At 71.5% G+C, this 24,172-nt stretch carries 19 protein-coding genes and 1 pseudogene; 14 read left to right on the top strand and 6 right to left on the bottom strand.

The window, feature by feature from the left end:
• Positions 1 to 1,674 (top strand): ABC transporter substrate-binding protein, encoded by a 1,674-nt coding sequence (locus Vse01_RS19825; RefSeq protein ID WP_093409537.1) that lies wholly within the window; start codon positions 1 to 3, stop codon positions 1,672 to 1,674.
• A complete protein-coding gene (locus Vse01_RS19820; protein WP_093409539.1) occupies positions 1,671 to 2,912 on the top strand; it encodes a DUF885 domain-containing protein in 1,242 nt (413 codons plus the stop codon). Before Vse01_RS19825 ends, Vse01_RS19820 begins: the two co-directional genes overlap by 4 nt.
• Before the next feature lie 11 nt (positions 2,913 to 2,923).
• Here the strand turns inward: Vse01_RS19820 and Vse01_RS19815 are convergent, their stop codons facing one another.
• A complete protein-coding gene (locus Vse01_RS19815) occupies positions 2,924 to 4,117 on the bottom strand; it encodes a macrolide family glycosyltransferase (RefSeq protein WP_093409542.1) in 1,194 nt (397 codons plus the stop codon).
• 52 nt (positions 4,118 to 4,169) lie between these two features.
• Positions 4,170 to 5,195 (bottom strand): aldo/keto reductase, encoded by a 1,026-nt coding sequence (locus Vse01_RS19810; RefSeq protein WP_093409546.1) that lies wholly within the window; start codon positions 5,193 to 5,195, stop codon positions 4,170 to 4,172.
• 163 nt (positions 5,196 to 5,358) lie between these two features.
• Between Vse01_RS19810 and Vse01_RS19805 the strand changes: the two genes are divergently transcribed.
• The 11 genes and pseudogenes from Vse01_RS19805 (at position 5,359) to Vse01_RS19755 (ending at position 20,221) form a co-directional block, all read left to right on the top strand.
• The gene (locus Vse01_RS19805) at positions 5,359 to 6,489 is read left to right on the top strand and encodes a DegT/DnrJ/EryC1/StrS family aminotransferase (protein ID WP_093409549.1); all 1,131 of its coding nucleotides are present in this window, start codon (positions 5,359 to 5,361) and stop codon (positions 6,487 to 6,489) included.
• Positions 6,490 to 6,527: 38 nt separating this feature from the next.
• Positions 6,528 to 7,664, top strand: coding sequence for a nucleotide disphospho-sugar-binding domain-containing protein (locus Vse01_RS19800; protein WP_093409782.1), 1,137 nt, complete (start codon positions 6,528 to 6,530; stop codon positions 7,662 to 7,664).
• Positions 7,654 to 8,936, top strand: a pseudogene (locus tag Vse01_RS19795) (cytochrome P450); the annotation flags it as partial. The gene Vse01_RS19800 and the pseudogene Vse01_RS19795, both read left to right, overlap by 11 nt.
• A gap of 45 nt (positions 8,937 to 8,981) precedes the next feature.
• Entirely contained in the window at positions 8,982 to 10,223 is a 1,242-nt protein-coding gene (locus Vse01_RS19790) for an NAD(P)/FAD-dependent oxidoreductase (protein ID WP_093409551.1), read from the top strand.
• 70 nt (positions 10,224 to 10,293) lie between these two features.
• Complete coding sequence (locus Vse01_RS19785; RefSeq protein WP_093409788.1) at positions 10,294 to 11,325, top strand: ketoacyl-ACP synthase III family protein; 1,032 nt, start codon at positions 10,294 to 10,296, stop codon at positions 11,323 to 11,325.
• A gap of 39 nt (positions 11,326 to 11,364) precedes the next feature.
• Entirely contained in the window at positions 11,365 to 15,165 is a 3,801-nt protein-coding gene (locus Vse01_RS19780) for a type I polyketide synthase (RefSeq protein ID WP_093409554.1), read from the top strand.
• Positions 15,166 to 15,195: 30 nt separating this feature from the next.
• Positions 15,196 to 16,260, top strand: coding sequence for a methyltransferase (locus tag Vse01_RS19775; protein ID WP_093409557.1), 1,065 nt, complete (start codon positions 15,196 to 15,198; stop codon positions 16,258 to 16,260).
• Positions 16,257 to 17,201, top strand: a complete 945-nt coding sequence (locus Vse01_RS19770; protein WP_093409559.1) for a formylglycine-generating enzyme family protein — start codon at positions 16,257 to 16,259, stop codon at positions 17,199 to 17,201. The genes Vse01_RS19775 and Vse01_RS19770 overlap by 4 nt, the downstream gene beginning before the upstream one ends.
• 3 nt (positions 17,202 to 17,204) lie before the next feature.
• Positions 17,205 to 17,471, top strand: a complete 267-nt coding sequence (locus Vse01_RS19765) for a MoaD/ThiS family protein (RefSeq protein ID WP_093409562.1) — start codon at positions 17,205 to 17,207, stop codon at positions 17,469 to 17,471.
• Positions 17,472 to 17,525: 54 nt separating this feature from the next.
• The gene (locus tag Vse01_RS19760) at positions 17,526 to 18,950 is read left to right on the top strand and encodes an NDP-hexose 2,3-dehydratase family protein (RefSeq protein WP_093409564.1); all 1,425 of its coding nucleotides are present in this window, start codon (positions 17,526 to 17,528) and stop codon (positions 18,948 to 18,950) included.
• Positions 18,947 to 20,221, top strand: a complete 1,275-nt coding sequence (locus Vse01_RS19755) for a cytochrome P450 (RefSeq protein ID WP_093409567.1) — start codon at positions 18,947 to 18,949, stop codon at positions 20,219 to 20,221. Before Vse01_RS19760 ends, Vse01_RS19755 begins: the two co-directional genes overlap by 4 nt.
• A 108-nt stretch (positions 20,222 to 20,329) precedes the next feature.
• Here the strand turns inward: Vse01_RS19755 and Vse01_RS19750 are convergent, their stop codons facing one another.
• From Vse01_RS19750 to Vse01_RS19740, 3 genes are all read right to left on the bottom strand, one after another.
• The gene (locus Vse01_RS19750; protein ID WP_093409569.1) at positions 20,330 to 20,902 is read right to left on the bottom strand and encodes an SRPBCC family protein; all 573 of its coding nucleotides are present in this window, start codon (positions 20,900 to 20,902) and stop codon (positions 20,330 to 20,332) included.
• A 189-nt stretch (positions 20,903 to 21,091) separates the two neighbouring features.
• Complete coding sequence (locus Vse01_RS19745) at positions 21,092 to 21,649, bottom strand: copper resistance CopC family protein (RefSeq protein WP_093409571.1); 558 nt, start codon at positions 21,647 to 21,649, stop codon at positions 21,092 to 21,094.
• A 9-nt stretch (positions 21,650 to 21,658) separates the two neighbouring features.
• The gene (locus Vse01_RS19740; RefSeq protein ID WP_239104293.1) at positions 21,659 to 22,165 is read right to left on the bottom strand and encodes a hypothetical protein; all 507 of its coding nucleotides are present in this window, start codon (positions 22,163 to 22,165) and stop codon (positions 21,659 to 21,661) included.
• 250 nt (positions 22,166 to 22,415) lie between these two features.
• On the opposite strand from Vse01_RS19740, the gene Vse01_RS19735 reads away from it, so the two are divergent.
• On the top strand, positions 22,416 to 23,627 hold the full coding sequence (locus Vse01_RS19735) for a macrolide family glycosyltransferase (protein WP_093409574.1): 1,212 nt from the start codon (positions 22,416 to 22,418) through the stop codon (positions 23,625 to 23,627).
• 139 nt (positions 23,628 to 23,766) lie between these two features.
• Here Vse01_RS19735 and Vse01_RS19730 read toward each other — a convergent pair whose 3' ends face one another.
• Positions 23,767 to 24,171: a toxin-antitoxin system YwqK family antitoxin gene (locus Vse01_RS19730; protein WP_093409577.1), complete on the bottom strand. Its 405-nt coding sequence runs from the start codon at positions 24,169 to 24,171 to the stop codon at positions 23,767 to 23,769.
• Position 24,172 lies beyond the last annotated feature (1 nt).

Here is a 24,172-nt window from a genome sequence, read left to right as displayed (position 1 = left end):
GTGACCCAGGCACGCAGCACCACGATCAGCACACCCGGCACCCGGCAGCGGAACATCCTGCGGTTGCTCGGTACCACCGCCGTCCATCAGGCCGACCCGGCCGCCGCCTGGTCCCCGGCCGAGCGCCAACTGCTGCGGCTGACCACGCGGCAACTGGTCAGCTACCGAGGGGCGGCTGACCCGACCGACTGGCGGGCCCTCGGCCCGGTCGGCGACCTGGCCGTCGACGTGCCGTCCACCTACAACGCCGGGCTCGGCGCCAGTCACCGCTCGTACGTGGCACACCTGCGCCCGGACGTGTGGTGGGACACCCCGCAGCCGAGGCGGATCACCGCTCACGACGTCGTACGCGGCTTCAAGCGGCTCGCCAACCCCGTGACCCGCCATCCCGCGCTGCCCTACTTCCGCAGCACGATACGAGGCATGGACCGGTACTGCGCGGAGTACGCCGCCGCCGTCGCCGGTCAGCCGGTCTCCGCGGCACTGCTGGCCGGCTTCGCCGACGCGCACGATCTGCCCGGCGTGTTCGCCCTCGACGACGAGACGGTCGTCATCGAACTTGTCCGCCCGGCGTTGGACTTTCCCGACATGCTCGCCCTGTCCTGCACCTCCCCGGCCCCCGCCGAGTACGACGCGTACCTGCCGGGCAGCCCCGAACTGCACGCGCATCTCGTCGCCAGCGGGCCGTACCGGGTCGCCGCATGGCAGCCCGGGGAGACCATCCGGTTGGAACCGAACCCCACCTGGCGTCCGGAGAGCGACCCGGTGCGGCACCAGCGTTTCGACGCGGTGGAGTTCCGGGTCTCCGACGACGGTCCGCGCCGGCTGGCCGACCAGCTCGCCGCCGACGTGGCCGACCTGCCGTGGGGGGTGCCCGTCGGCGAGGTGAGCGGGTACCGGGCCGACCCGTTCCTGGTGTTCAACCTGCGCGACCCGGCCAACCCGGCGGTGGCCACGGCAGCCGTGCGGCGGGTCATCGCCGACGCGATCGACCGGTCCGCGCTGGCCCGGATCGCCCGCGCCGACGACCCGTGGTCGGCGATTCGCGAGGCGTACACCGTGGTGCCGCCGGGCAACGACGGACACCTGCCGCCGGACCCACCGGCCGCCCCACCGGTGCACGGCACCCCCCGCGAGCGGCTCACCGCCGCCGGTCATCCGGACGGACTCGTCCTGACCGCTGTGTGCCCCGACCGGACCGAGGAGCTGGCCCTGGCCCGCGCCTGGGCCGCCGACCTGGCCACGGCCGGCATCGAGGTACGGCTGGTGGCGTTGGACGAGGCGACGCACCGGGCGCTGCTCACCGGCGCCGCAGGCGCACCGGCGCAAAGCTGGGACGTCAGCACCACGTCGTGGACGGCGCCGTGGGGGTACGGCAACGCGCGGGTGTTCCTCCAGCCGCTGGTGGATGGCGCACGGCCCAGCGGCCACCGCGACGAGGAGATCGACCGGATGGTCGAGGAGGCGGTCGACGCCGCCGATCCCCGGGAGGCCGTGGCGTGCTGGCAGCGGGTGCAGCGACGGCTGCTGGCCGACGCTGCGGTCGTACCCCTGCTGTTCCGACGCCCCACCGGCGCGGCGCCGCGCGGGCCACGGGTGCGCGCCGCCGATGCCCTGCCCTCGCTCGGTGGCCTGGCCGACCTCGGCGACGTCCGCCTGAGGAACGAGCGGTGAGCACCGCCGAGGAGGTCGTCGCCGACTACCTCACGCTCGGGCTGCGGATGGGTCGATTGGTCGACGGCTACGTCGACTGTTGGTTCGGCGATCCGGCGCTTGCCGCCCGGGTCGCCGCCGAGCCGGTCCCCGCCCCGGCGACGTTGGCCGGGCAGGCCGGTGAGCTGCTGACCCGGCTGTCCGACGCGGACCTGCACACCGACCGCCGGCGGTTCCTCACCGCCCAGGTGCGGGCCGTGCACTGCGCCGCCCGGCGGGCCGCCGGTGAGCCGATCGGCTTCCTCGACGAGGTACGAACCTATTTCGGCGTCGAGATCGGGCTCGGCGACCCGGAGCGGTACGCGGCGGTGCATGACGCGATCGGCGCGCTGCTGCCCGGCAGCGGCACGCTGATGGAGCGGGTGGAGGAGTTCTACGCCCGCAACGTGGTGCCGCCGGATCGACTGGGTCCGGCGGTACGGGCCGTCACCGACGCGCTGCGTGAGCGTGCCCGGCCGCTGCTGGGGCTGCCCACTGCCGAGCAGGTGGAGATCGAGGTGGTCCGCGACCGGCCATGGAACGCGTTCAACCGCTACCACGGCGGGTTCCGCTCCACGGTGACCCTGAACGAGACGGCGGGCCGCACGATCGCGGTGCTGCCGTTGATGGCGACGCACGAGGCGTACCCCGGTCACCACGCCGAGCACTGTCTCAAGGAAGCCGGCCTGGTCCGGCAGCGGGGCTGGGACGAGCACCGGATCGCCCTGGTCAACACGCCACAGTGCCTGATGGCCGAGGGAACCGCCGAGCACGGTGCGACCGCCCTGCTCGGCCCCGGTTGGGGCCGGTGGACCAGCGAACTGCTGACCGACCAGGGCGTCACCGTCGAAGGTGAGCTGGTCGAACGGCTGGTCGCACTGGTCAACCAGCTCATGCCGGCTCGCCAGGACGCGGCGATCCTGCTGCATGACCGGGGCGTACCGCCCGACGACGTGGTGGCCTACCTGCACCGGTGGCTGCTGCTGCCCCGGGACCGGGCCGAGCAGATCGTCACCTTCCTGGTCGATCCGTTGTGGCGGGCGTACTCCACCACCTACGTCGAGGGCGCCCGGCTGGTCGGCTCGTGGTTGGCCGCCCGGCCGGCCGAGGTGCCGCTGATCGAGCGGTATCGCACCCTGTTGACGGAGCAGGCGCTGCCCGGTCAACTGCACGACGACATCGTCGCGGAGGCGGCCGCTCCGGTCCCCACGGCCAGCTGATCCGGCCGGCGTCAGCGGCGCCGGGACAGATACGCCTCGGTCGCGTCGGCGGCGCGTACCGCGCCGCCGGCCTGCCGCACCTGCTCCCGCATCGCCGCCACCCGCTGCGCCAGCGCAGGGTCGCCGGCCACCCGCTCGACCGCGGCGAGCAGCTCCTGCCCGTCGGCCTTCTCCCCCGGCAGGAGCACACCGAGACCGAGCTGGTCGACCCGGCGGGCCATCGGCTGCACGTCGAAGGAGTGCGGTACGACAACCAGTGGGCGTCCCCAGTGCAGCGCCTCCATCAGGGTGCCCATGCCACCGTGCGTGACGCAGACACTCGCCCGTTCCAGCACCTCCACATGCGGCACCCACGGGTGCGCCTCCACGTTCGGCGGCAGTTCGCCGAGCTGCGCCGGGTCGACCTGGTCGCCGAGGGTCATCACCACGTGCCAGGGCTGGTCGGCGAACGCGCGGGCACAGTCGCGGAAGAACTCCGGCCGGTCGTTGAAGGTGGTGCCGAGCGACACCAGCACGACCGGTAGGTCGCCGACGGGCGGTGTCCACCGCCCGAGAAAACGTCGTTGCCCGAAACAGGGCCCCACGAACTCGAACCGCTCGTCGAAGCTCTCCCCGGCGATCTGGAACGCCTTCGGCACGAACACCAGGTTGAACTGCTCGACGTGCTGCCAGCACGCGACCACCGACCGGGTCAGACCGTGCTCGGCGAGCAACGCCGCCAGGGTGTCCCGGAACGCCGGGAGGTCCAGCGGGTCGATCGTGCCGGCCAACTCGATCATGTCCCGGGAGAAGGAGTAGTGCTCGTTGGAGGCGAAGGCGGCGCTGAGCCGGCCGGCCGGCCGATCCCAGCGGGCGGCCAGCAGCTGCCCGGCGATGAACGGGAAGTCGTCGTAGAGGATCAGGTCCGGGACGTCGTCGTCGAGCGCGGCAGCGGTGGCCCGCAGCACCGACACGTTCTCCCGCAGATACATCAGGTGCGGTCGGACACCGAGGTCGTCGGCGCCGAAAACCTCGGCGGCGTCAGCGTCGATGATCTCCGAGGCGTACGGCACCACGGTCGCGCCGGCCGCCGCGACCGGCGCGGCGAACCCGCCTGCCGTGACGTAGCTGACCCGGTGTCCACGCCGGACCAGCTCGGTGACCACCGCCAGGGTGGGCAGGACCAGGCCGTGGCTGGCCACGTTGACGAAGAGCAGATGGGCCACCGGTCGACTCCGTCCGTGGTCGCGTCCCGCACCGGTGCGGGACGGGTTCAGGTCAGGACATCCAGGCGTCCGGTGCCGGACCGCCGCGCCCCGGCGGCGGGAACAGCTCGTCCAACCGGGCCAGTTCGTCGGCCGCCAGTGGCTGCTCCAACGCCCGCAGGGCACCGTCGAGGTGCTCCGGGGTACGGGGACCGACCACGGCCGCGGTCACTCCCGGCCGGTGCAGCACCCAGGCCATGCCGACCTCGGCCGGGTCCCGTCCGAGATCGGCGCAGAAGCGCTCGTACGTCTCCAGCGCCGCGCGGTGCCGGGCCAGCCCCTCAGCGGCCCGCCCCTGGGCGGACTTCACCGCCGTGCCCTCCGCCCGCTTGCGCAGCACACCGCTGAGCAGGCCACCGTGCAGCGGCGACCAGACCAGCACGCCGATGCCCTCGGCTGCGGCGGCCGGTAGCACCTCCAACTCGACGTACCGGCTGACCAGGTTGTAGACGCACTGCTCGCTGGCGAGACCGAGCAGCCGGTGCCGGCGGGCGGCCTCCTGTGCGCTGACCAGGTCCCAGCCGGCGAAGTTGGAGGATCCCACGTAGCGGACCTTGCCCTGGCGCACCAGTTGCTCCATGGCCTGCCAGATCTCGTCCCAGCCGACCTCCCGGTCGACCTGGTGCATCTGATAGAGGTCGATGGTGTCGGTCTGCAACCGACGCAGCGACGCCTCGCAGGCGGCGACGACATGCCGGGCGGACAGCCCCCGGTCGTTGGGGTTGTCACTCATCGGATTGCCCACCTTGGTGGCCAGCACCACCGAGTCGCGGCGGGACGGGTCCTTGGCCAGCCAGCGGCCGATCATCTCCTCGGTCCAGCCACGGTGTACGCGCCATCCGTAGATGTCCGCGGTGTCGACCAGGTTGACCCCGCGGTTCCACGCGTGGTCGAGCAGCCGGTGGGCGTCGGACTCGTCGACCCGACCGCCGAAGTTGACGGTCCCGATCGCGACCCGGCTCACCCGCAGGCCGGTCCGGCCGAGCCGGACATGCAGCGACGCCACCCGTACCTCCCTGTGCCGGGCCGGATCCACCATCCGGCAACCACCCTTACACGATATAGATTTATGAAGCATGCGACGTGGGGCGATACGAGGTCCGCAATCAGGAAGAACGGTTAGCACCCCTGGGCGCCCTTCCGCCCTTGACCACCCTCATTAATCACTTGAGAATCATGTGGCACCTATCGAGGGGGGCGCGATGATCCCGTTGTCCAAGGTCGCCATGTCACCGGACGTCGGCCGACGCGTCTCCGCCGTGCTGCACAGCGGGCGTCTGGAGCACGGGCCGACCGTGGCCGAGTACGAGGCTGCGGTCGGCGAACGCATCGGCAACCCCCGCGTCGTGTCGGTCAACTGCGGCACCGCCGGACTGCACCTGGCCCTCAGCCTCGCCGCCCGCCCCGGGCCCGGGCAGGCCGCTCAGGCCGATCCGGGCGAGGTGCTGAGCACCCCGCTGACCTTCGAGGGCACCAACTGGCCGGCCCTCGCCAACGGGCTGCGGGTGCGCTGGGTCGATGTCGACCCGGCGACGCTCAACGTCGACCTGGACGATCTGGCGGCCAAGATCTCGCCGGCCACCCGGGCCATAGTGGTCGTGCACTGGCTCGGATACCCGGTGGACCTCAACCGGCTCTCCGCCATAGTGGATCAGGCCGCGGCCCGGTACGGGCACCGGCCGCTGATCATCGAGGACTGCGCTCAGGCGTGGGGCGCCACCTACCGGGGCACCCCGCTGGGCACGCACGGCAACGTCTGCGTGTTCAGCACCGGGGCGATCAAGACCCTCACCACCGGCAGCGGCGGACTGGTCGTGCTGCCCGACGACGACCTGCACGAGCGGCTGCGGCTGCGCCGGTGGCTGGGCATCGAGCGAGCCTCGGACCGGATCACCGGCGACTACGACGTGGCCGAATGGGGTTACCGTTTCGTCCTCAACGAGATCGGCGGCGCGATCGGCCTGTCCAACCTGGAACACGTTGACGAACTGCTGCGCCGGCACCGGGAGAACGCCGCCTACTACGACAAGGAGTTGACCGGTCTCGACGGCGTCGAACACACCGAACGCGCCGACGACCGGGAGCCCTCGTTCTGGGTGTACCCCCTGAAGGTGCGCGACCGTGCCGCGTTCATGCGCCGGCTGCACGAGGCCGGCATCGCCAGCAGTGTCATCTCCCGCCGCAACGACGCGCACAGCTGCATGGCGTCGTCACGAGCCCACCTGTCCGGCCTGGACTCGGTGGCCGACCGGGTGGTCTACATCCCGGTGGGCTGGTGGCTCACCGCGGAGGACCGCTCCCACGTCGTCGAAACGATCAGATCCGGCTGGTGAACCACGCCAGCCGTCACCTCGACCCGAAGGGCACCGACATGCGCGTCCTGTTCGTCTCCTCCCCCGGTATCGGTCACCTCTTCCCCCTGGTCCAGCTCGCCTGGAGTTTCCGCACCGCCGGCCACGACGTGGTCATCGCGCTGGCCGAACACACCCAGAAGGCCGCCGCCGCCGGCCTGGAGGTGGTGGACGTGGCCCCGGACTACAGCGCGGTAAAGGTCTTCGAGCAGGTGGCCAAGGACAACCCGCGGTTCGCCGAGACGGTCGCCACCCGCCCCGCCATCGACCTGGAGGAGTGGGGGGTGCAGATCGCCGCCGTCAACCGGCCGCTGGTGGACCGCACCATCGCCCTCGCCGACGACTTCAAGCCGGACCTGGTCGTCTACGAGCAGGGCGCGACCGTCGGGCTGCTCGCCGCCGCACGCGCCGGGGTACCCGCCATCCAGCGCAACCAGAGCGCCTGGCGCACCCGGGGCATGCACGCCTCCATCGCCTCATTCCTGACCGACCTGATGGAGAAGCACCAGGTCACCCTGCCCAAGCCGAGCGTGACGATCGAGTCGTTCCCGCCGAGCCTGCTGCTGGAGGCAGAGCCGGAGGGCTGGTTCATGCGCTGGGTGCCGTACGGCGGCGGGGCGGTCCTCGGCGACCGGCTGCCGGCGTCCCCGCCCCGCCCGGAGGTGGCCATCACGATGGGCACCATCGAACTCCAGGCGTTCGGCATCGGCGCGGTGGCGCCCATCATCGCCGCCGCCGCCGAGGTGGACGCAGACTTCGTGCTGGCGCTCGGCGACCTCGACATCACCCCGTTGGGCGAGCTGCCGCCGAACATGCGCGCGGTCGGCTGGACCCCGCTGCACACCCTGCTGCGGACCTGCACCGCCGTGGTGCACCACGGCGGTGGCGGCACGGTGATGACCGCGATCGACGCGGGCCTGCCGCAGTTGCTCGCACCCGACCCCCGCGACCAGTTCCAGCACACCGCACGGGAGGCGGTCAGCCGGCGTGGCATCGGCCTGGTGAGCACCGCCGACAAGGTCGACGCCGACCTGCTGCGGCGGCTGATCGAGGACGAGTCGATGCGCACGGCGGCGCGGGAGGTACGCGAGGAGATGCGCGCGCTGCCCACACCGGCGGAGACGGTACGACGCCTCGTGGAGCACATCGCCAACTGAGCCGGCTCACGCTGTCCGCCGGCCCGTCCGGCGGACAGCGTGACCAGCCACCGGAGGGAGAACCTCGTGTTGGCCGATGCCGTGACCGCGTTCGATCCGACCGCCGTCGACGTCCGGCGCGACCCGTACCCGTCGTACCACTGGCTGCTCCGCCACGATCCGGTGCACCGCGGCGCCCACCAGGTCTGGTACGTCTCGCGTTTCGCCGACGTCCGCGCGGTGCTCGGCGACGATCGGTTCGCCCGGACGGGCATCCGTCGATTCTGGACCGACCTGGTCGGGCCCGGCCTGCTCAGCCGGATCGTCGGCGACATCATCCTGTTTCAGGACGAGCCGGACCACGGCCGCCTGCGTGGGGTGGTCGGCCCGGCCTTCTCGCCGTCGGCGTTGCGCCGCCTGGAGCCGATGGTCGAGGCCACCGTCGACGACCTGCTACGCCCGGCGCGGGCCGTCGGCACGATGGATGTCGTGGCCGATCTGGCCTACCCGCTGGCACTGCGCGCGGTCCTCGGGCTGCTCGGCCTGCCGGCCGGCGACGCCGACGCGGTCGGCCGCTGGTCGCGTGCGGTGGGCCGGACGCTGGACCGGGGTGCCACCGCCGAGGACATGCGGCGCGGGCACGCGGCCATCGCCGAGTTCGCCGACTATGTGGAGCGGGCGCTGGCCGAGCGGCGCGACGACGGTGAGGACCTGCTGGCCCTGATGCTCGCCGCCCACCGGAGCCGGCGGATGAGCCGCAACGAGATCGTCAGCACCGTGGTCACCTTCATCTTCACCGGCCACGAGACAGTGGCCAGCCAGCTCGGCAACGGCCTGCTCAGCCTGCTGGACCATCCGGAGCAGTTGGATTCGGTGCGCCGACGGCCGGACCTGGTGCCCCGGGCGGTCGAGGAATGTCTGCGCTTCGACCCGGCGGTGCAGTCGAACACCCGGCAGCTGACCGCCGACGTCGAGTTGCACGGCCGGCGGCTGCGCCGCGACGACGTCGTGGTGGTCCTCGCCGGTGCGGCCAACCGGGACCCCGGGCGGTACGACCGACCCGACGAGTTCGACGTCCGCCGCGAACCCGTGCCGTCGATGTCCTTCGGAGCGGGCATGCGCTACTGCCTCGGGTCGTACCTCGCCCGGCTTCAGCTGCGTACCGCCCTCGGCGCCATGGCCGCGCTGCCGGACCTGCGCCTGGCTGTCAGCCCGAACGAACTGGTCTACCAGCCTCGAACGATGTTCCGCGGTCTCACGAGACTGCCGGTCGCGTTCACGCCGGCCGGCTGAGCCCCGCCGGCGGTCCGACGTACGCGAGCAGGAGGAGCAGGTGCCATGAGACAACCCGGTGCCGAGTACGACGTCATAGTCGTCGGTGGCGGCCCCGCGGGGGCGTGCACCGCCGGTCTTCTCGCGCTGGAGGGGCACCGGATCCTGTTGGTGGAGCGTGAGAAGTTTCCCCGCTACCACGTCGGCGAGTCGCTGATCACCGGCATCGTCCCGACGCTTACCGCGTTGGGACTGCTCGACCGCATGGCCGAGCTGCGGTTCCAGGTCAAGTACGGCGGCAGTCTGCTGTGGGGCGAGAACCAGACGGAGCCTTGGTCGTTCCGCTTCCGAGAGGTCCGGGGTGGCCGCTACGAGTACGCCTGGCAGGTCCGGCGCGCCGAGTTCGACGCGATGCTGCTGGACCGGGCGCGGGAGCTTGGTGTGCACGTCATCGAGGGGGCGACCGTACGGGACGCGCTCACCGACGGCGACCGGGTCACCGGCGTGCGCTATCAGTTCAAGGGCGAGTCGGATTCCGTGTCGGCGCGGGCGACGATTGTGGTCGACGCCGCGGGCCAGCATCGCTGGTTGGGTCGCCGGTTCGGGCTTGTCGACTGGTACGACGACCTGCGCAACGTGGCCGTGTGGAGCTACTGGCAGGGCGCCCTGCGCTACCCGGGTGAGCACGAGGGGGACCTGCTGACCGAGAGCTGCCGGCAGGGCTGGCTCTGGTACGCGCCGCTGAGCCCGGAGCTGACCAGCATCGGCTACGTCACGACCAGCGATCGGCTGGTGGCCTCCGGGCTGTCGCCGGAGCAACTGCTGGAAAAACAGATCGCGGAGTCGTCCGAGGTCTCCTGGCTCACCTCGGGCGCGAAGCGGGTTGATATCTATCGCGCGGCGCGCGACTGGTCGTACACCTGCCAGCAGTTCTCCGGCCCGGGCTGGGTCCTGGTCGGCGACGCGGCCGCGTTCATCGACCCGCTGCTCTCCTCCGGGGTGACCCTGGCCATGCGCGGAGCGAGCAGCGTGGCGAAGGCGGTCCACGAGACGCTCACCGCACCGGACAAGGAACGGCACGTGATGAAGGACTACGAGGACAGGTACCGGGACTTCCTCGGCCAGTTGCTGGAGCTGGTCCGGTTCTTCTACGACGGCGCGCACGGCAAGGAGGAACTGCACCTGCGGGCTCAGGCCATCGTGGATCCCGACCGCAGCCTGCCGCCCAAGCTCTCGTTCGTGTCGCTGCTCTCCGGGCTGGTCCGCGGGGACGAGAGCCTTGCCCCCGGCGCAATCGACGAGCATTGACCCCCACATCAGACGCTATATATTGTTAAAGTAAAGATCCTAAGATCATTCGCCCCGAGGAGTGAACTCGATGCGCACCGCCGGAACGTACATTCGTGGGATCGGGGCCTACCTTCCTGAGACCGTGACCGTCGAACACGCCGTCGCCCAGGGCTGGTATCCCGAGGAGGACATCGAGACCCACGAGCTCGGAGGCGCCGCCGTCGCCGGGGACCTGCCCGCGCCGGAGATGGCCCTCCGCGCCGCACAGGACGCCCTGAAAACCAGCGAGCTGAATCGCGGCGACATCGACCTGCTGCTCTACGCGGCCGCCTGGCACCAGGGCCCCGAAGGCTGGATCGCCCACGCGTACCTTCAGCACTACCTGCTCGGCGGCGTGCCCCGGGCGAGCGAGATCCGGCAGGGCTGCAACGGCATGTTCACCATGCTGGAACTGGCCGCGAGCTACCTCAAGGCCGAGCCGGAACGCACGGCCGCGATGCTGGTCGCCGCCGACAACTACGGGACCCCGCTGTTGGACCGCTGGCGGACCAACCTCGGGTTCATCCTCGGCGACGCCGCCTCGGCGGTGGTGCTGAGCACCGAGAGCGGCTTCGCCGAGCTGCTGTCGGTCTGCTCGATCACCGTGCCGGAGGCCGAGGAGGTCCACCGCGGCGGCGAGCCGATGTTCCCGCCCGGCGCGACCCTCGGCAAGGATCTCGACTTCGGCGCGCGGCTCTTCTACCACATCACCGAGCAGACGCCCGTGCTCGCCGTGCTGGGCGAGGCACAGGAGACCATGACGACCGTGGCCGAGCAGGCGCTCGCCGAAGCCGGCATCGACACCACCGACCTGACCCGGGTCTCCTTCATGAACTACTCCCGCGAGGTGGTGGAGCAGCGCTGCATGGCGCCACTCGGCCTCGGCATGGAGAAATCCACTTTCGACTTCGGCCGCATGATCGGCCACTGCGGCGCCAGCGACCACCTGCTCGCCCTGCACCACCTGCTGCGTACCGGTGAGCTGACGGCCGGTGACCACGTGCTCTGGCTCGCGATGGGCCCCGGCGTCGAGTTCACCGCAGCCGTGCTGCGCATCCTGCACACCCCCGACGGCCTCTGACCGGCCCGGAAGCCGCCACCGACCCACGGAGGTACGACGATGACCCGGGATGACCCAGCCGGCCGCCCCTTCCAGGTGGCCGTCATCGGTGTCGGCTGCCGGCTGCCCGGCGACGTCGACAGCCCCGACGCCCTCTGGGAACTACTGCTCAAGGGGGGACAGACCAACGCGGAGATCCCCACCCAGCGGTGGCGGGCGTACCGCGAGCGAGGCCCGGAGTACGAGGCGGTCCTGCGGGAGACGGTGACCGCCGGCAGCTATCTCGACGACATCGCCGGATTCGACGCCGAGTTCTTCGGCCTGACCCCACGCGAGGCCGCCGAGATGGACCCGCAGCAGCGGATCCTGCTGGAGGTCGGCTGGGAAGCGCTGGAACACGCCGGCCTGCCACCGACCGGTCTGGCCGGCAGCGACACCGGCGTCTTCGTCGGAGTCAGTACCACCGACTACGGCGACCGGCTGCTGGAGGACCTGCCCACCGTCGAGGCATGGACCGGCATCGGCGCGGCCACCTGCGCACTGGCCAACCGCATCTCGTACGCCCTGGACCTGCGCGGACCGAGTGTCGCCGTCGACACCGCCTGTTCGGCGTCGCTGGTCGCGGTCCACCTGGCCTGCCAGAGCCTGCTGCTCGGCGAGAGCACCGTCGCTCTGGCCGGCGGCGTCAACCTGGTGCTCGCGCCCGGGCAGAACGTGTCGCTGGACGCTGCGGGCACGCTCGCGCCCGACGGGGTCAGCAAGTCCTTCGACCGCGACGCCGACGGCTACGGCCGAGGCGAGGGTTGCGGTGTGCTGGTGCTCAAGCGACTCGACGACGCGGTCCGGGACGGCGACCGGGTGCTGGCAGTGATCATCGGTAGCGCGGTCAACCAGGACGGACGCACCGACGGCATCATGGCCCCCTCCGGAGAGGCCCAGCAGCACGTCGTCCGCCGCGCCTGCGCCCGCGCCGGCGTCACACCGGACAGCGTCGACTACGTGGAGGCACACGGCACCGGCACCCGACTGGGCGACCCGGTCGAGGCCGGCGCGCTCTCCGCGGTCTACGGCGCCGGCCGACCGCCGGAGCGGCCCTGTCTGATCGGGTCCATCAAGTCGAACATCGGCCACCTGGAAGGCGCGGCCGGCGTCGCCGGACTCATGAAGGCGATCCTCGCGCTGCATCGGGACCGGATTCCCGGCACCCCGCTGCGCGGCCGGTCGATCCCCGCCGTCGACGGCGACGGCACCGGGTTGCGACTGGTCACCAGCCCGCTGCCGTGGCCACGTCGCGACGGGCCCCGCCGGGCCGCCGTCTCCGGCTTCGGGTACGGCGGCACCATCGCCCACGTGATCCTGGAACAAGCCCCGACGCTGCCGTCCACCGACACCGCGGACGACGACGCAGGCCAACCCATGGTGCCACTGTCCGCCCGCTCCGCCGCCGCCCTTCGCGCGCAGGCCAGCCGACTCGCCGACCGGCTCGCCGCCGACGACCGGACCAACCTGGCCGACCTCCGACACACCCTGGCACACCGACGCGCCCACCTGAGCCACCGTGCCGTGGTCACCGGCACCGACCGCAGCGGACTGGCCGCCGCGCTGCGCCAACTCGCCGACGATCAGGCGGACGCCGGCACCGTGTCCGGGGTCGCACCGGGCGGCCGCTCCGTACGCCCGGTGTGGGTGTTCTCCGGGCACGGGTCGCACTGGGCCGGAATGGGCCGCGACCTGCTCAGTCACGAGCCGGCGTTCGCCGCCGCGATCGACGAGATCGAGCCGGTGGTCGCCGAGGAGGCGGGCTTCTCGCTCCGCACCGCCCTCGGCGCCGCGGAACTCGGCGGCGTCGACCGGATCCAGATCCTGACCTTCGCCATGCATCTCGGTCTCGCCGCCGTGTGGCGGGCGTACGGAGTGCGACCGGCGGCGGTGATCGGCCACTCCGTCGGTGAGGTGGCCGCCGCCGTCACCGCCGGCGTACTGAGCCCGGTCGACGGCGCCCGACTGATCTGCCGCCGCTCCGCCCTGCTACGCCGTGCCGCCGGGCGCGGCGCGATGGCCATGGTGACCCTGCCCTTCGCCGACGTCGCCGAACGGCTGGTCGGCCGCGCCAACCTGGTCGCGGCCATCGCCTCCGCCCCCGCCGCCACGGTGGTCTCCGGCGACATCGCCGCCGTGGACGAGATCATCGAGCAGTGGCCGGCCGATCGGATCGCCGTTCGCCGGGTGCAGTCCGACGTGGCCTTCCACAGCCCGCACATGGACCCGCTCGTCGACGAGTTGCGCGCCGCGGTGCTCGACCTGGACCGTTCACCGGCCGTGGTGCCGATGTACTCGACGGTGCTCGACGACCCGCGCGCGACGCCCAGCTGCGACGGTGACTACTGGGCGGCCAACCTGCGGCGCCCGGTACGCCTGGTCCATGCGGTCGAGGCCGCCCTGGCCGACGGACATCGCGCCTTCCTGGAGATCTCCGCGCACCCGGTGGTCGCCCATTCGCTGCGGGAGACCGCCGACCACGCCGACATCGCCGACGTGTACATCGGAACGACCTTGCGGCGGCACGCCCCCGGCCACCGCACCATGGTGGCGGCAGTCGCCGGAGCGTACTGCCACGGCGTCGAGCTCGACTGGACGCGCCACTCACCGCAGGGCCGGCTCGTCGAGCTGCCCCACTACGCCTGGCAGCACCGCGAGCACTGGCGTGAGCCCGAGCCGCCGGGCACCGCGGGCGGGCACGACATCGGGTCGCACACGCTGCTCGGCACGCCGACCAGTGTGGCCGGCAGCGAGCTGCGCCTCTGGCACACCGTGCTCACCGACGCCACCCGCCCGTACCCGGGCAGCCACCAGGTGCAGGGCGCGGAACTCGTGCCGGCGGCGGTGCTCGTCGCCACGTTCCTCGCCGCCGCTGCCCGCGACGGTGCTCCGGTGGCGTTGCGGGAGCTGTCGATGCGGGTCCCGCTCGCCACCCACGTGCGCCAGGAGATCCAGGTGGTCGACGACGAGGGCCAGCTGCGGCTCGCCTCCCGACCGGCCAACGGCGACCCGGCGCCGTGGCTGACCCACGCCACCGCCCGGGCCGTGCCGGCGAACGACCCGCTCGCCGGCACGGTGGCCACACCGCCGGCCGGCGGTGTGGTCGCCGACGTCGGTCTGGTCGCCGCCCACCTGACCGCCGTGGGAGTGCCGGCCACCGCCTTCCCCTGGACGGTGGACCGTCTGATCACCGCCGAAGGCGGCCTGCGGGCACGGGTCCGCTTCCCGGAGTCGGCCGGCGGCTGGGCGGCGATCGTCGACGCGGCCGTTTCCATCGCACCTGTCGTCTTCCCCGGCCCGCCCCGACTGCGCCTGGTCGACGGCGCCGAGTGGGTCGAGATGGCCGGCGCGCCGCCGACGGTGGCGGTGATCGACGTGATCCGCGACGCCTCCCGGGAGGACACCGCCTCGGTCCTGGTCAGCGCGCCCGACGGCACGATCGTCGCGCAGTTCGCCGGCTTGCGGTACCCGGTGGTGCCGGACGCGCCGGACGGGCCGGCCGACCAGTCCGGAGCGGCCGGCGGGTCGCTGGCCGGAATGGATCCGGACGAACTGCGCGAACGCCTGATCGACGAGGTGCGCGCCGCGATCGCCGCGGAGATGAAGCTCCCCGCCGAGTCACTGGACCCGCGGCTGCCCCTCGTGCAGCAGGGCTTGGACTCGGTGATGACCGTCATCGTGCGGCGACGGCTGGAGAAGACGTACCGCCAGGTGCTGCCGGCCTCGCTGTTCTGGCAGCAACCGACAGTCGTGGCGATCGCGGCCGAGCTGACCGAATTGATCGCCGCCCCGCCGCAGCCGGCCGGAGCGGCCGCCCGCTGACCCACCGGACGCGCCCCACCGGAGGACCGCATGGCACCGACCACGAGCATCACCCAGCCCGGGCTGCGGCACCGGATGCAACACCTGATCTACGGCTTCTTCACCGCCCAGACGCTGCACGTCGCCGCCCGGCTCCGGATACCGGACCTGCTCGCCGACGGTAAGGCCGACGTCGCCGCGCTGGCCGAGGCCACCGACACGCACGCGCCGTCACTGCGGCGGCTCCTGCGCGCGCTGGTGTTCCTGGAGGTACTGGAGGAGCCGGAGCCCGGGATCTTCGTCCTCACCGAACAGGGCGAGCTGCTGCGGTCGGACGCCATCGGGTCGATGCGGGAACTGGTGCTGCTGCTCTCCGGGCCGGAGAGCTGGGCCGCCTGGGGGCAGCTCGAACACGGCGTCCGCACCGGCGAGGTGGCCTGGGAGCATGCGCACGGGCAGAGCTGCTTCGCCTACCTCGCCGCGAACCCCCAGCGGCAGGCGGCGTTCAACGCGGCAATGGCGGAGGGTTCCCGGGCGTTCGTGCCGACGCTGATGTCCGCGTACGACTTCTCCGACCTGGAAACCGTGGTGGACGTGGGCGGTGGCAGCGGGGACCTGCTCGCCGGGCTGCTCGCCGCGTACCCACGGCTGCGGGGCACGGTCTTCGACACCCCCGACGGCGTGGCCGACACCGCGCGCACGCTCACCGCGCAGGGCGTGGCCGACCGCTGCGAGGTCCGGTCCGGGGACTTCTTCCGGTCGGTGCCGTCGGGCGCGGACGCCTACCTGCTCAAGAGCGTCCTGCACGACTGGGACGACGACGAGTGCGTGGCGGTGCTGCGGACCGTCCACCGAGCGACCCGCCCGGACAGCCGGATCCTGCTCGTGGAGTCCGTCATGCCACCGACCGTCAGCACCAGCCCGAGCGTCGCTCAGGTGGTCATGAACGACCTGAACATGATGGTGTGCCACGGCGGCCGGGAACGCACCGTGGCCGAGTTCCGGGAGCTGTTGCGCGCGGCGGGTTTCCAGCTGGATTCCGTCGCGCCCTGCCCGGCGCCGAGCGTGATGTGCGTACTCGAGGCGACGCCGGTGACGGACGGAACGCAGCCATGACCAGCCTGGGTGACCTGCACACCACCGGGCCAACCGCCCCACCGGCCCGGGCCACGATGGTCCGCGTTCCCGGTGGCACGTTCCTCCAAGGTTCCCCGGAGCGGACGTTGGACTGGCTGGAGGCCGAGGGGCAGGCCTTCCCCCGGGACTGGTTCACCGACGAGACGCCGCAGCGACCGGTGACCCTGCGCGACTACCTCATCGACCGGTACCCGGTGACGGTCACCGAGTTCGCCGACTTCGTCGCCCGCACCGGGTACGTGACCTCGGCGGAGCGGGCCGGCGGCAGCATGGTCTACAGCGACTACTGGGAGATCCGCGAGGGCGCGTGTTGGCACCGTCCGGCCGGCTACGGCAGTGGCGTCCGCAACCGCGGCGACCACCCGGTCGTGCACATCTCGTACCCGGACGCCGAGGCATATGCGACGTGGGCGGGCAAACGGCTACCGACCGAGTCGGAGTGGGAACGGGCGGCGACCGGGCGGGCGTACCGGCTCTGGCCCTGGGGCGACACCTGGGACCCGACCCGGGCCAACACCGCCGAGTGGACCGGCGGCAGCCTCCGCGGGCTCGATGAGTGGCGGAAGTGGTGGTCGGGGATCCACAACGCCCAGGGCCCGGTGCCGCAGACCACACCGGTGGGCGCGTTCTCACCGCACGGCGACAGCCCCGACGGCTGCGCCGACATGACGGGCAACGTGTACGAGTGGACCTCCACCACCGCCCACCTGTACGCGCCCGAGACCCGCTGCGACCCCACCATCCACCTGGTGATGGGCCGGTTCCGGGCGATCCGGGGCGGCTCCTGGATGAATTTCCGCTACCAGGTCCGATGCGCGGAGCGGCTCTACGGAGACCCCACCGGCTGGTCCAACTTCGCTCTCGGCTTCCGCTGCGCCGACGACGCGCCCGAGTCCGGCGCCGAACACCACGGGAGGTAGCAAATGGTCACGGTGCTGCTGTCGGCGGGCTGGGCCCACCGTGGGCAGAAGACGTTCGCGTGTCACGAAGGCACCGTCCGCGACGTCATCCGGGAGTTCGTCGAGTCCTACCCGCACTACCGGCGGCGGCTGCTCGACGACGACGGTGAGCCCCTGACCTACTACAACGTCTACCTCGACGGTGACCTCGTCGAGGCCACCGACCGATCCCGGGTGGCCGCCCCCGCCGACAGCACGGTGGCCATCGTTCCGCCCCTGGCCGGTGGGTGACCCTTCGACCGGTCGGGTCGCCGCCACCCACCAGGGTCAACCTTTGGAGTAGCCATGGTCCTGCCGCACACAGAAGCCCGACCTCGTCCGGGGCACGCCGACCGGGACCACCTCGCCGCCCGGCTGGCCCGGTCGGCACGACACCGCCCGCGTCCGGTCGCTGATTTGGAGGCGTGGCTGGACGCGCGGGCCCGGGCCAACCCCTTCGAGATCACCGAGGTGCCGTTCGCCGAGCTGACCGGGTGGTCGTTCGCGCCGCACAGCGGTGACCTGGTGCATGACAGCGGCCGGTTCTTCAGCGTCGAGGGCCTGCACGTCCGCACCGACGGTGGGCCGGTCGACGAGTGGTGGCAGCCGATCATCCACCAGCCGGACCGGGCCATCCTCGGCATCCTGGCCCGTGAGATCGACGGTGTGCTGCACTTCCTCCTCCAGGCCAAGATGGAGCCAGGCAACGTCAACGGCATCCAGTTCTCCCCCACCGTGCAGTCCACCCCCAGCAACTACCTGCGGACACACCGGGGCGCACGGTCCCGGTACGTGGAGTACTTCCTGGAACCCGGGCGTGGACGAGTGCTGGTCGACGTGCTCCAGTCGGAGCAGGGTTCGTGGTTCCGCGGCAAACGTAACCGCAACATCGTCGTCGAGGTGACCGACGACATCGAACCGCACCCGGACTTCGTGTGGCTCACCCTCGGCCAGATCCACGACCTGCTGCACCGGCCGAACCTCGTCAACATGGACGCCCGTACCGTGCTCTCCTGCCTGCCCGGCCACGCGGTCGCGGCCGACCCCGCCGACCCGGGCATCGCCGCCGCCGTCGCGCGGTCCTCGCTGGCTGACGACGATGCGGCGTGGCAGCCGTTGCTCCAGGTCCGCAACTGGTTGACCGCCAACAAGGCCGGCCGGACCCTGGTGGCTCACCAGGTGCCGCTGCGGCAGGTACGCGACTGGCACCGAGGCGACGCCGAAATCCGGCACCGCTCCGGCCGGTTCTTTCGAATCGTCGGACGTGCCGTGCGGGCCAGCAACCGGGAGGTGGCCCAGTGGCGGCAGCCGCTCCTGGCCCCCTGCGGCACCGGGCTGGTCGCCTTCGTCGTCCGGCGTCTCGGCGGCGTTCTGCACGTGCTCGCCCACGCCGACCTACGACCCGGCTACCGGGACATCGTGGAGCTTGGCCCGACCGTGCAGTGCACTCCGGACAACTTCACCGGCGCGCACCGCCCCACCTACCTGGATCTGGTCTGTTCCGACCGGGTCCAGGTGCATTACGACGTCCTCCAGTCCGAGGAGGGGGGCCGGTTCCACCACGCGGTGACGCGGCACCTGGTGGTGGAGGTGGGTCCGGAGTTCCCGGCCGTGACCCCACCGGACTACACCTGGGTGACCCTGCGCCAGCTCACCGCGATGACCGCGTTCAGCTACCAGGTCAACATAGAGGCGCGCAGCCTGCTGCTCTGTCTGCGGGCGCTGACATGACCGGGTACCAGAGCCCGCCGACCGGCGGCCAGCCCGGCGCTGCGGTGCCGTCAGGGTCGACCGATCCGGGCATCGACGCGTTTCCGCTGCCTCGGCGCTGCCCCTTCAGCCCCCCTGCCGAGTACGCGCGACTACGCGCCGAGCACCCGGTCGTCCGGCTGCCGATGCTCGGCGGTGACACGGCCTGGGTGGTCTCCCGGCACGCCGACGTCCGGCAGGTGCTCAGCGACCCCCGGATGAGCGCGGACCGACGTCGGCCCGGTTTCCCGAAGTTCGCCCCGACCACGGAAAGCCAGCGGCAGGCGTCGTTCGCGAACTTCCGCCCACCCTTGAACTGGCTGGACCCGCCCGAGCACGCCATCGTCCGCCGACAGATCGTCGACGAGTTCTCCGTACGCCGGGTCCGGCAGTTACGGGCGCTTGTCGAACGGGTGGTCGACACCCACCTCGACGCGTTGGTCGCTGCCGCGCCCGGCGCCGATCTGGTGTCGACGTTCGCCTACCCGGTGCCGTCACAGGTGATCTGTGAGGTGCTCGGCGTGCCCTACGGCGAGCACGAGTTCTTCGAGCGCCGTTCGACGCTGATGTTCCGCCGGAGCGCGCCGGCTGACGAACGCGCCCGCTGTGCCCGGGAGATCCGCGACTTTCTCGACGTGGTGGTCACCGACAAGGAGCGCCGTCCCGGCGACGACGTGCTCAGCCGGCTGCTCCAGCAGCAGCGCAGCGCCGGTGACGTGGACCACGAGGCCGTGGTGAGCATGGCGTTCGTGCTGCTGGTCGCCGGGCACGTCACCACGTCCAACATGATCGCGTTGAGTGTGCTGGCCCTGCTCACTCATCCGGCACGGCTGGCCCGGCTACGCGCCGAGCCCGAGCGGTTCCCGGCCGCCGTGGAGGAACTGCTGCGGTACTTCACCGTGGTCGAGGCGGCGACGGCCCGCACCGCCACCGCCGAGGTCACGATCGGCGGGGTGACCATCGGGGCGGGCGAGGGGGTGGTGGCGCTGGGGCAGGCAGCTAACCGTGATCCGGCGGTGTTCGAGCACCCCGACGAGTTCGACCCGGACCGGGACGCCCGCGCGCACCTCGCCTTCGGCTACGGCCGGCACGTCTGCCCGGGTCAGCATCTTGCTCGGTTGGAGCTGGAGGTCGCGCTCAGTCGCCTGTTCCGGCGGCTGCCCGGCCTGAGACTCACGACGGAGGTTGCCGACCTTCCGCTCAAGGAGGACGGCAACATCTTCGGGTTGTACGCCCTACCGGTCGCCTGGTGACCCGAGCGGGTGTCGGGCGAGCCCCGCGACGTCGAGCTGGCCAGTCCGCGTCCCGGTCGTTCTCCGCCGCGACCCCGGCGGCGTACTCCGGCATCGGACCGGCCCTGGTCACGGCCGTCCGGTGATCAGCTTCTCCCACGCGCCGCCGATCCGGTCGGCCGTCGCCGTGGCCGCCGCCACCTGCTCCGGCCCGGCGGTGGCGATCCAGTCGACCGCCCGCCCCTCGGGCAGGTCGCCGGCCAGGTAGTCACCCAACGCCAGCAGGCCCATCTCCCAGCCCGCGCCCAGCCCCCAGAGGCCGGGACCGGCGTTCGGCACGATGTCCGCCGGCACCGGCGCGTGCTCCAGTTCCAGGACTGTGGACTCGCCGTCCGGGGTGAGTCGTAGCTGAACCTCGCTGCTGCCACCGCCCGACTCCCAGGTCAGGCCGATCAGGCTGGGCCGCTCGCACCGGCGGATCTCACCGCTGGCGTTGCCCTCCAACTGGAAGCGTCCACCGGCCCGGAGCTCACCGGCGACTGGCAGGAACCAGCGCACCAGGCGCTGCGGATCGGTGATGGCGTCCCACACCTCTTCCGGGGAGGCGTCGTAGCTGCGCCGGAGCACCAGGATGCTCATGCCGTCCGGGTGTTCCCGCAACTCGCGGTCGGTGTCCTGGAGCCCGTCGAAGATCCTGTTCATTGCCCTCGTGGCCTTCCTGCGGGTGCACCCTCACACCGGACTCGATCCGGCGGCACCCGAGGACTTTAGCAGCCAGAACTCGCGCAATGTCCCATTCTGGACCGGGGCGACGGCCACGAGTCGCGCCGGCTCGCGCCGCCTGACGGCGTCGGTTCTGCTCTGCCCAGGCGCATGGCGGGCGGCGGACGGTCAGGCGGCGCCACGCGTGGGGCGGCGCAGGAGCAGGATCACCACGGCGAGCAGCACGAGGCCGTCCAGCGCCAGCAGGGCGGCGCCCATCGGGTCCACCCCGTGGGCGTGCGCCCCGTCGTCGGTCGCGTCCGCCGGACCGGCGGGCGCCGCAGCGTTCGGAGAGCCGACGGTGAGGCGGGCGATGCCCGAGGCGGTACGCCCGTCGACGGTCACCACGTGGTACGCCACCGCGAGTTGACCGGGCCGGGTCACGGCGACCTGCTGCCGCAGACCGTCGTCGCCGTCGGGCACGGCCGGCCCGGTGTTCAACCGGATCCGATCGGCGTCGTAGACCACGATGTGCGAACGACCGGGGTCAGGCTCACCAGCGACCCGGATGCGTACCGTGGTCGGCAGGTCCGGCAGGACCGCCCCGTCGGCCGGTTCCATCGAGAGCACCTCGACCGCCCGCCCCGCTTCCGATTCGGTGCCGGCCCGGCCGACCAGCGCCAGCACGGCCACCAGCGCCGCCAGGCAGATGGCGGAGCCGACGTAGATGCGGCCGGTGGTGGACATCCCGCCCGATCAGCGTCCGACGACTGCGGCCGGCTGACGCGGGTTGACCAGGCGACCGGCGCACGAACAGCGCATGGCCGCCCGCTCGGTCTCGTTGGGGCGCAGGTGCAGGTACATCGCGAACAGCATCGGGATGAAGACGACCGAGTTGTAGAACAGGTGCAGTTCCACCCGGGGCACCACCAGTTGCAGGATGCTGACCGGACCTTCCTCGCCGGCGATCCGGAAACTGCTGTGCGCCTGGATCAGCAGCAGCGCGTGCTCGATGTGGTGCCAGAACTGTAGGGCGAGGGCCACCGTCCACCACGCCTTCGCGCGGCCGGTGAAGCCCGGCAGCAGCAGAAAGAGCCCGACCAACATCACGATGGCGTACCCGTAGTGCAGCCACTCGGAGCTGACCAGCCAGGGGAACGGCATCCCCAGCACGCCGCGTGCCTCCGGGCGTGCCCAACCGAGAACCCAGATCTGGTACGCCTGCACGAGGTGTTCCGCCCAGTGAGCCACCACCACAGCCATATAAATCGCAAGCGCTAGCCGGTGGTGCCGGCCGTTCAGGGAGGAGATCAGGCCGGACCATCTGGTTCTCGCGGCAGGTGTCACGGATCCTCCATTCCCCAGCGAAAGCCGTCTACAGACACCTTAGGAAGCTCGTCGTCGCCGCATGTCTCTGAGCTTGCCGTCTATGCGCGGGACCGACCCGAGGGCTAGCCCGCCCGACAGCGCAGCTATATACATTGAAAGCTCACCGGATCGCGGGAGTGAGCAGATGCACCAACGGCGGCACATTCTCTTCGCCAACGTCCAGGGACACGGACACGTCTACCCCTCGCTCGGCCTGGTGAGCGAGCTGGTTCGGCGTGGCCACCGGATCAGCTACGTCACCACCCCGCTCTTCGCCGACGTGGTGACCGCAGCCGGCGCCACCGTGGTGCCGTACAAGTCCGAGTTCGACACCTTCCACGTGCCCGACGTCATCACCAAGGCGGACGCGGAAACCCAGTTGCACCTGGTGTACGTCCGGGAGAACGAGGCCATCCTGCGCGCCGCCGAGGACGGGCTCGCCGACGACATCCCGGATCTCGTGGTCTACGACGTCTTCCCGTTCATCGCCGGCCGGTTGCTGGCTACCCGGTGGCGTCGTCCGGCCGTCCGCCTCAGCGCCGGTTTCACCGCCAACGAGCACTACTCGTTCTTCGAGGAGCTGTGGAAGAGCCACGGTCAGCGCCACCCCGCGGACGTGCCGGAGATCAACGACGTGATCGTCGATCTGCTCGCCCGCTACGGGTTGCGCACCCCGGTCCGTCAATTCTGGAACGAGATCGAGGACCTCAACATCACGTTCCTGCCGAAGTCCTTCCAGCCCTTCTCGGAAACCTTCGACGACGACCGTTTCGCCTTCGTCGGACCGACGCTTACCGACCGGCCGGTACGCACCGGCTGGCAGCCGCCCACTCCGGACACTCCGGTGATCCTGGTGTCGCTCGGCAACCAGTTCAACGAGCATCCCGAGTTCTTCCGGACCTGCGCCGAGGCGTTCGCCGGTACCCGGTGGCAGACCGTGCTGGCGATCGGCACCTTCCTCGACCCCACCGTGCTGGAGCCACTGCCGCCGAACGCGGAGGCCCACCCGTGGATCCCGTTCCACGAGGTCCTGCCGCACGCGGAGGCCTGCGTCACCCACGGTACGACCGGCGCCGTGCTGGAATCCCTGGCAGCCGGCGTACCGCTGGTTCTGGTGCCGCACTTCGCGACCGAGGCCGCACCGTCGGCGCGCCGCGTCGTCGAGCTGGGGCTCGGCTACGAACTGACGCCGGAGCAGGTCGAGCCGGCAACGATCCGGGCCACCGTGCAACGGCTCCACGACGACCCGGCGCTGGGCGAGCGGGTCGATCGGATGCGACACGAGATCCTGACGGCCGGCGGCCCGCCGGCGGCCGCCGACCGGATCGAGAGGTACCTGGACCAGCCCCGGGGATGATCAGGCCCACCGGCCCGCGCGGTACGGGTATGCAACTTCGGCGAAAGCGCGGTTTGCCGGGAGCGGGAGGCCGCACTTTCGCCGAGGTTGTCGACCGGGGTCTCCAGCAGCGGCGCGATGCCCGATCCGGGCCCGGCCGTCAGCGGCGGGCGGCGTGGGTCACCGTACGCTTCACCGTGCCGTCGGGGTTGAAGGTCGTCCACTCGCCGACCTTCTTGTTGCTGGCGTAGTCACCCCGGTCGATCAGCTCACCGGCGGCGTTCCACCTCGTCCACGTGCCGTGCTTGCGTCCGTGGTCGAATCCACCTCGCTGCATGATCCCGCCGGACGAGCGATACCACACCCACTCGCCGTGCACGGTCCCGTTGTCGAAGCCGCCCTCCGCACGCAACCTGCCGTCGGCGAAGAAGTGCTTCCAGGTGCCCTGCCGCTCGCCCTCGACATACTCGCCGACCATCACACCGCCGTGCGGATCCGGGTCGGTCCAGAGGCCCGTCTTGCGGCCCTGCGCGTCCTTCTCGTCCGGAGTCGGTGGGGTACTCACG

The sequence above is a fragment of the Micromonospora sediminimaris genome (assembly GCF_016863575.1).
GTDB classification, from domain to species: domain Bacteria; phylum Actinomycetota; class Actinomycetes; order Mycobacteriales; family Micromonosporaceae; genus Micromonospora; species Micromonospora sediminimaris.
Note: the sequence above shows the minus strand (reverse complement) of the source record. Positions and strands in the feature narration are given on the sequence as shown.

Coding starts and splice junctions, on each gene's coding strand:
- Vse01_RS19810 (WP_093409546.1), bottom strand. CDS start 5,195: ATGGTGGATCCGGCCCGGCACAGGGAGGTACGGGTGGCGTCGCTGCAT.
- Vse01_RS19805 (WP_093409549.1), top strand. CDS start 5,359: ATGATCCCGTTGTCCAAGGTCGCCATGTCACCGGACGTCGGCCGACGC.
- Vse01_RS19800 (WP_093409782.1), top strand. CDS start 6,528: ATGCGCGTCCTGTTCGTCTCCTCCCCCGGTATCGGTCACCTCTTCCCC.
- Vse01_RS19790 (WP_093409551.1), top strand. CDS start 8,982: ATGAGACAACCCGGTGCCGAGTACGACGTCATAGTCGTCGGTGGCGGC.
- Vse01_RS19785 (WP_093409788.1), top strand. CDS start 10,294: ATGCGCACCGCCGGAACGTACATTCGTGGGATCGGGGCCTACCTTCCT.
- Vse01_RS19780 (WP_093409554.1), top strand. CDS start 11,365: ATGACCCGGGATGACCCAGCCGGCCGCCCCTTCCAGGTGGCCGTCATC.
- Vse01_RS19775 (WP_093409557.1), top strand. CDS start 15,196: ATGGCACCGACCACGAGCATCACCCAGCCCGGGCTGCGGCACCGGATG.
- Vse01_RS19770 (WP_093409559.1), top strand. CDS start 16,257: ATGACCAGCCTGGGTGACCTGCACACCACCGGGCCAACCGCCCCACCG.
- Vse01_RS19765 (WP_093409562.1), top strand. CDS start 17,205: ATGGTCACGGTGCTGCTGTCGGCGGGCTGGGCCCACCGTGGGCAGAAG.
- Vse01_RS19760 (WP_093409564.1), top strand. CDS start 17,526: ATGGTCCTGCCGCACACAGAAGCCCGACCTCGTCCGGGGCACGCCGAC.
- Vse01_RS19755 (WP_093409567.1), top strand. CDS start 18,947: ATGACCGGGTACCAGAGCCCGCCGACCGGCGGCCAGCCCGGCGCTGCG.
- Vse01_RS19750 (WP_093409569.1), bottom strand. CDS start 20,902: ATGAACAGGATCTTCGACGGGCTCCAGGACACCGACCGCGAGTTGCGG.
- Vse01_RS19745 (WP_093409571.1), bottom strand. CDS start 21,649: ATGTCCACCACCGGCCGCATCTACGTCGGCTCCGCCATCTGCCTGGCG.
- Vse01_RS19740 (WP_239104293.1), bottom strand. CDS start 22,165: ATGGCTGTGGTGGTGGCTCACTGGGCGGAACACCTCGTGCAGGCGTAC.
- Vse01_RS19735 (WP_093409574.1), top strand. CDS start 22,416: ATGCACCAACGGCGGCACATTCTCTTCGCCAACGTCCAGGGACACGGA.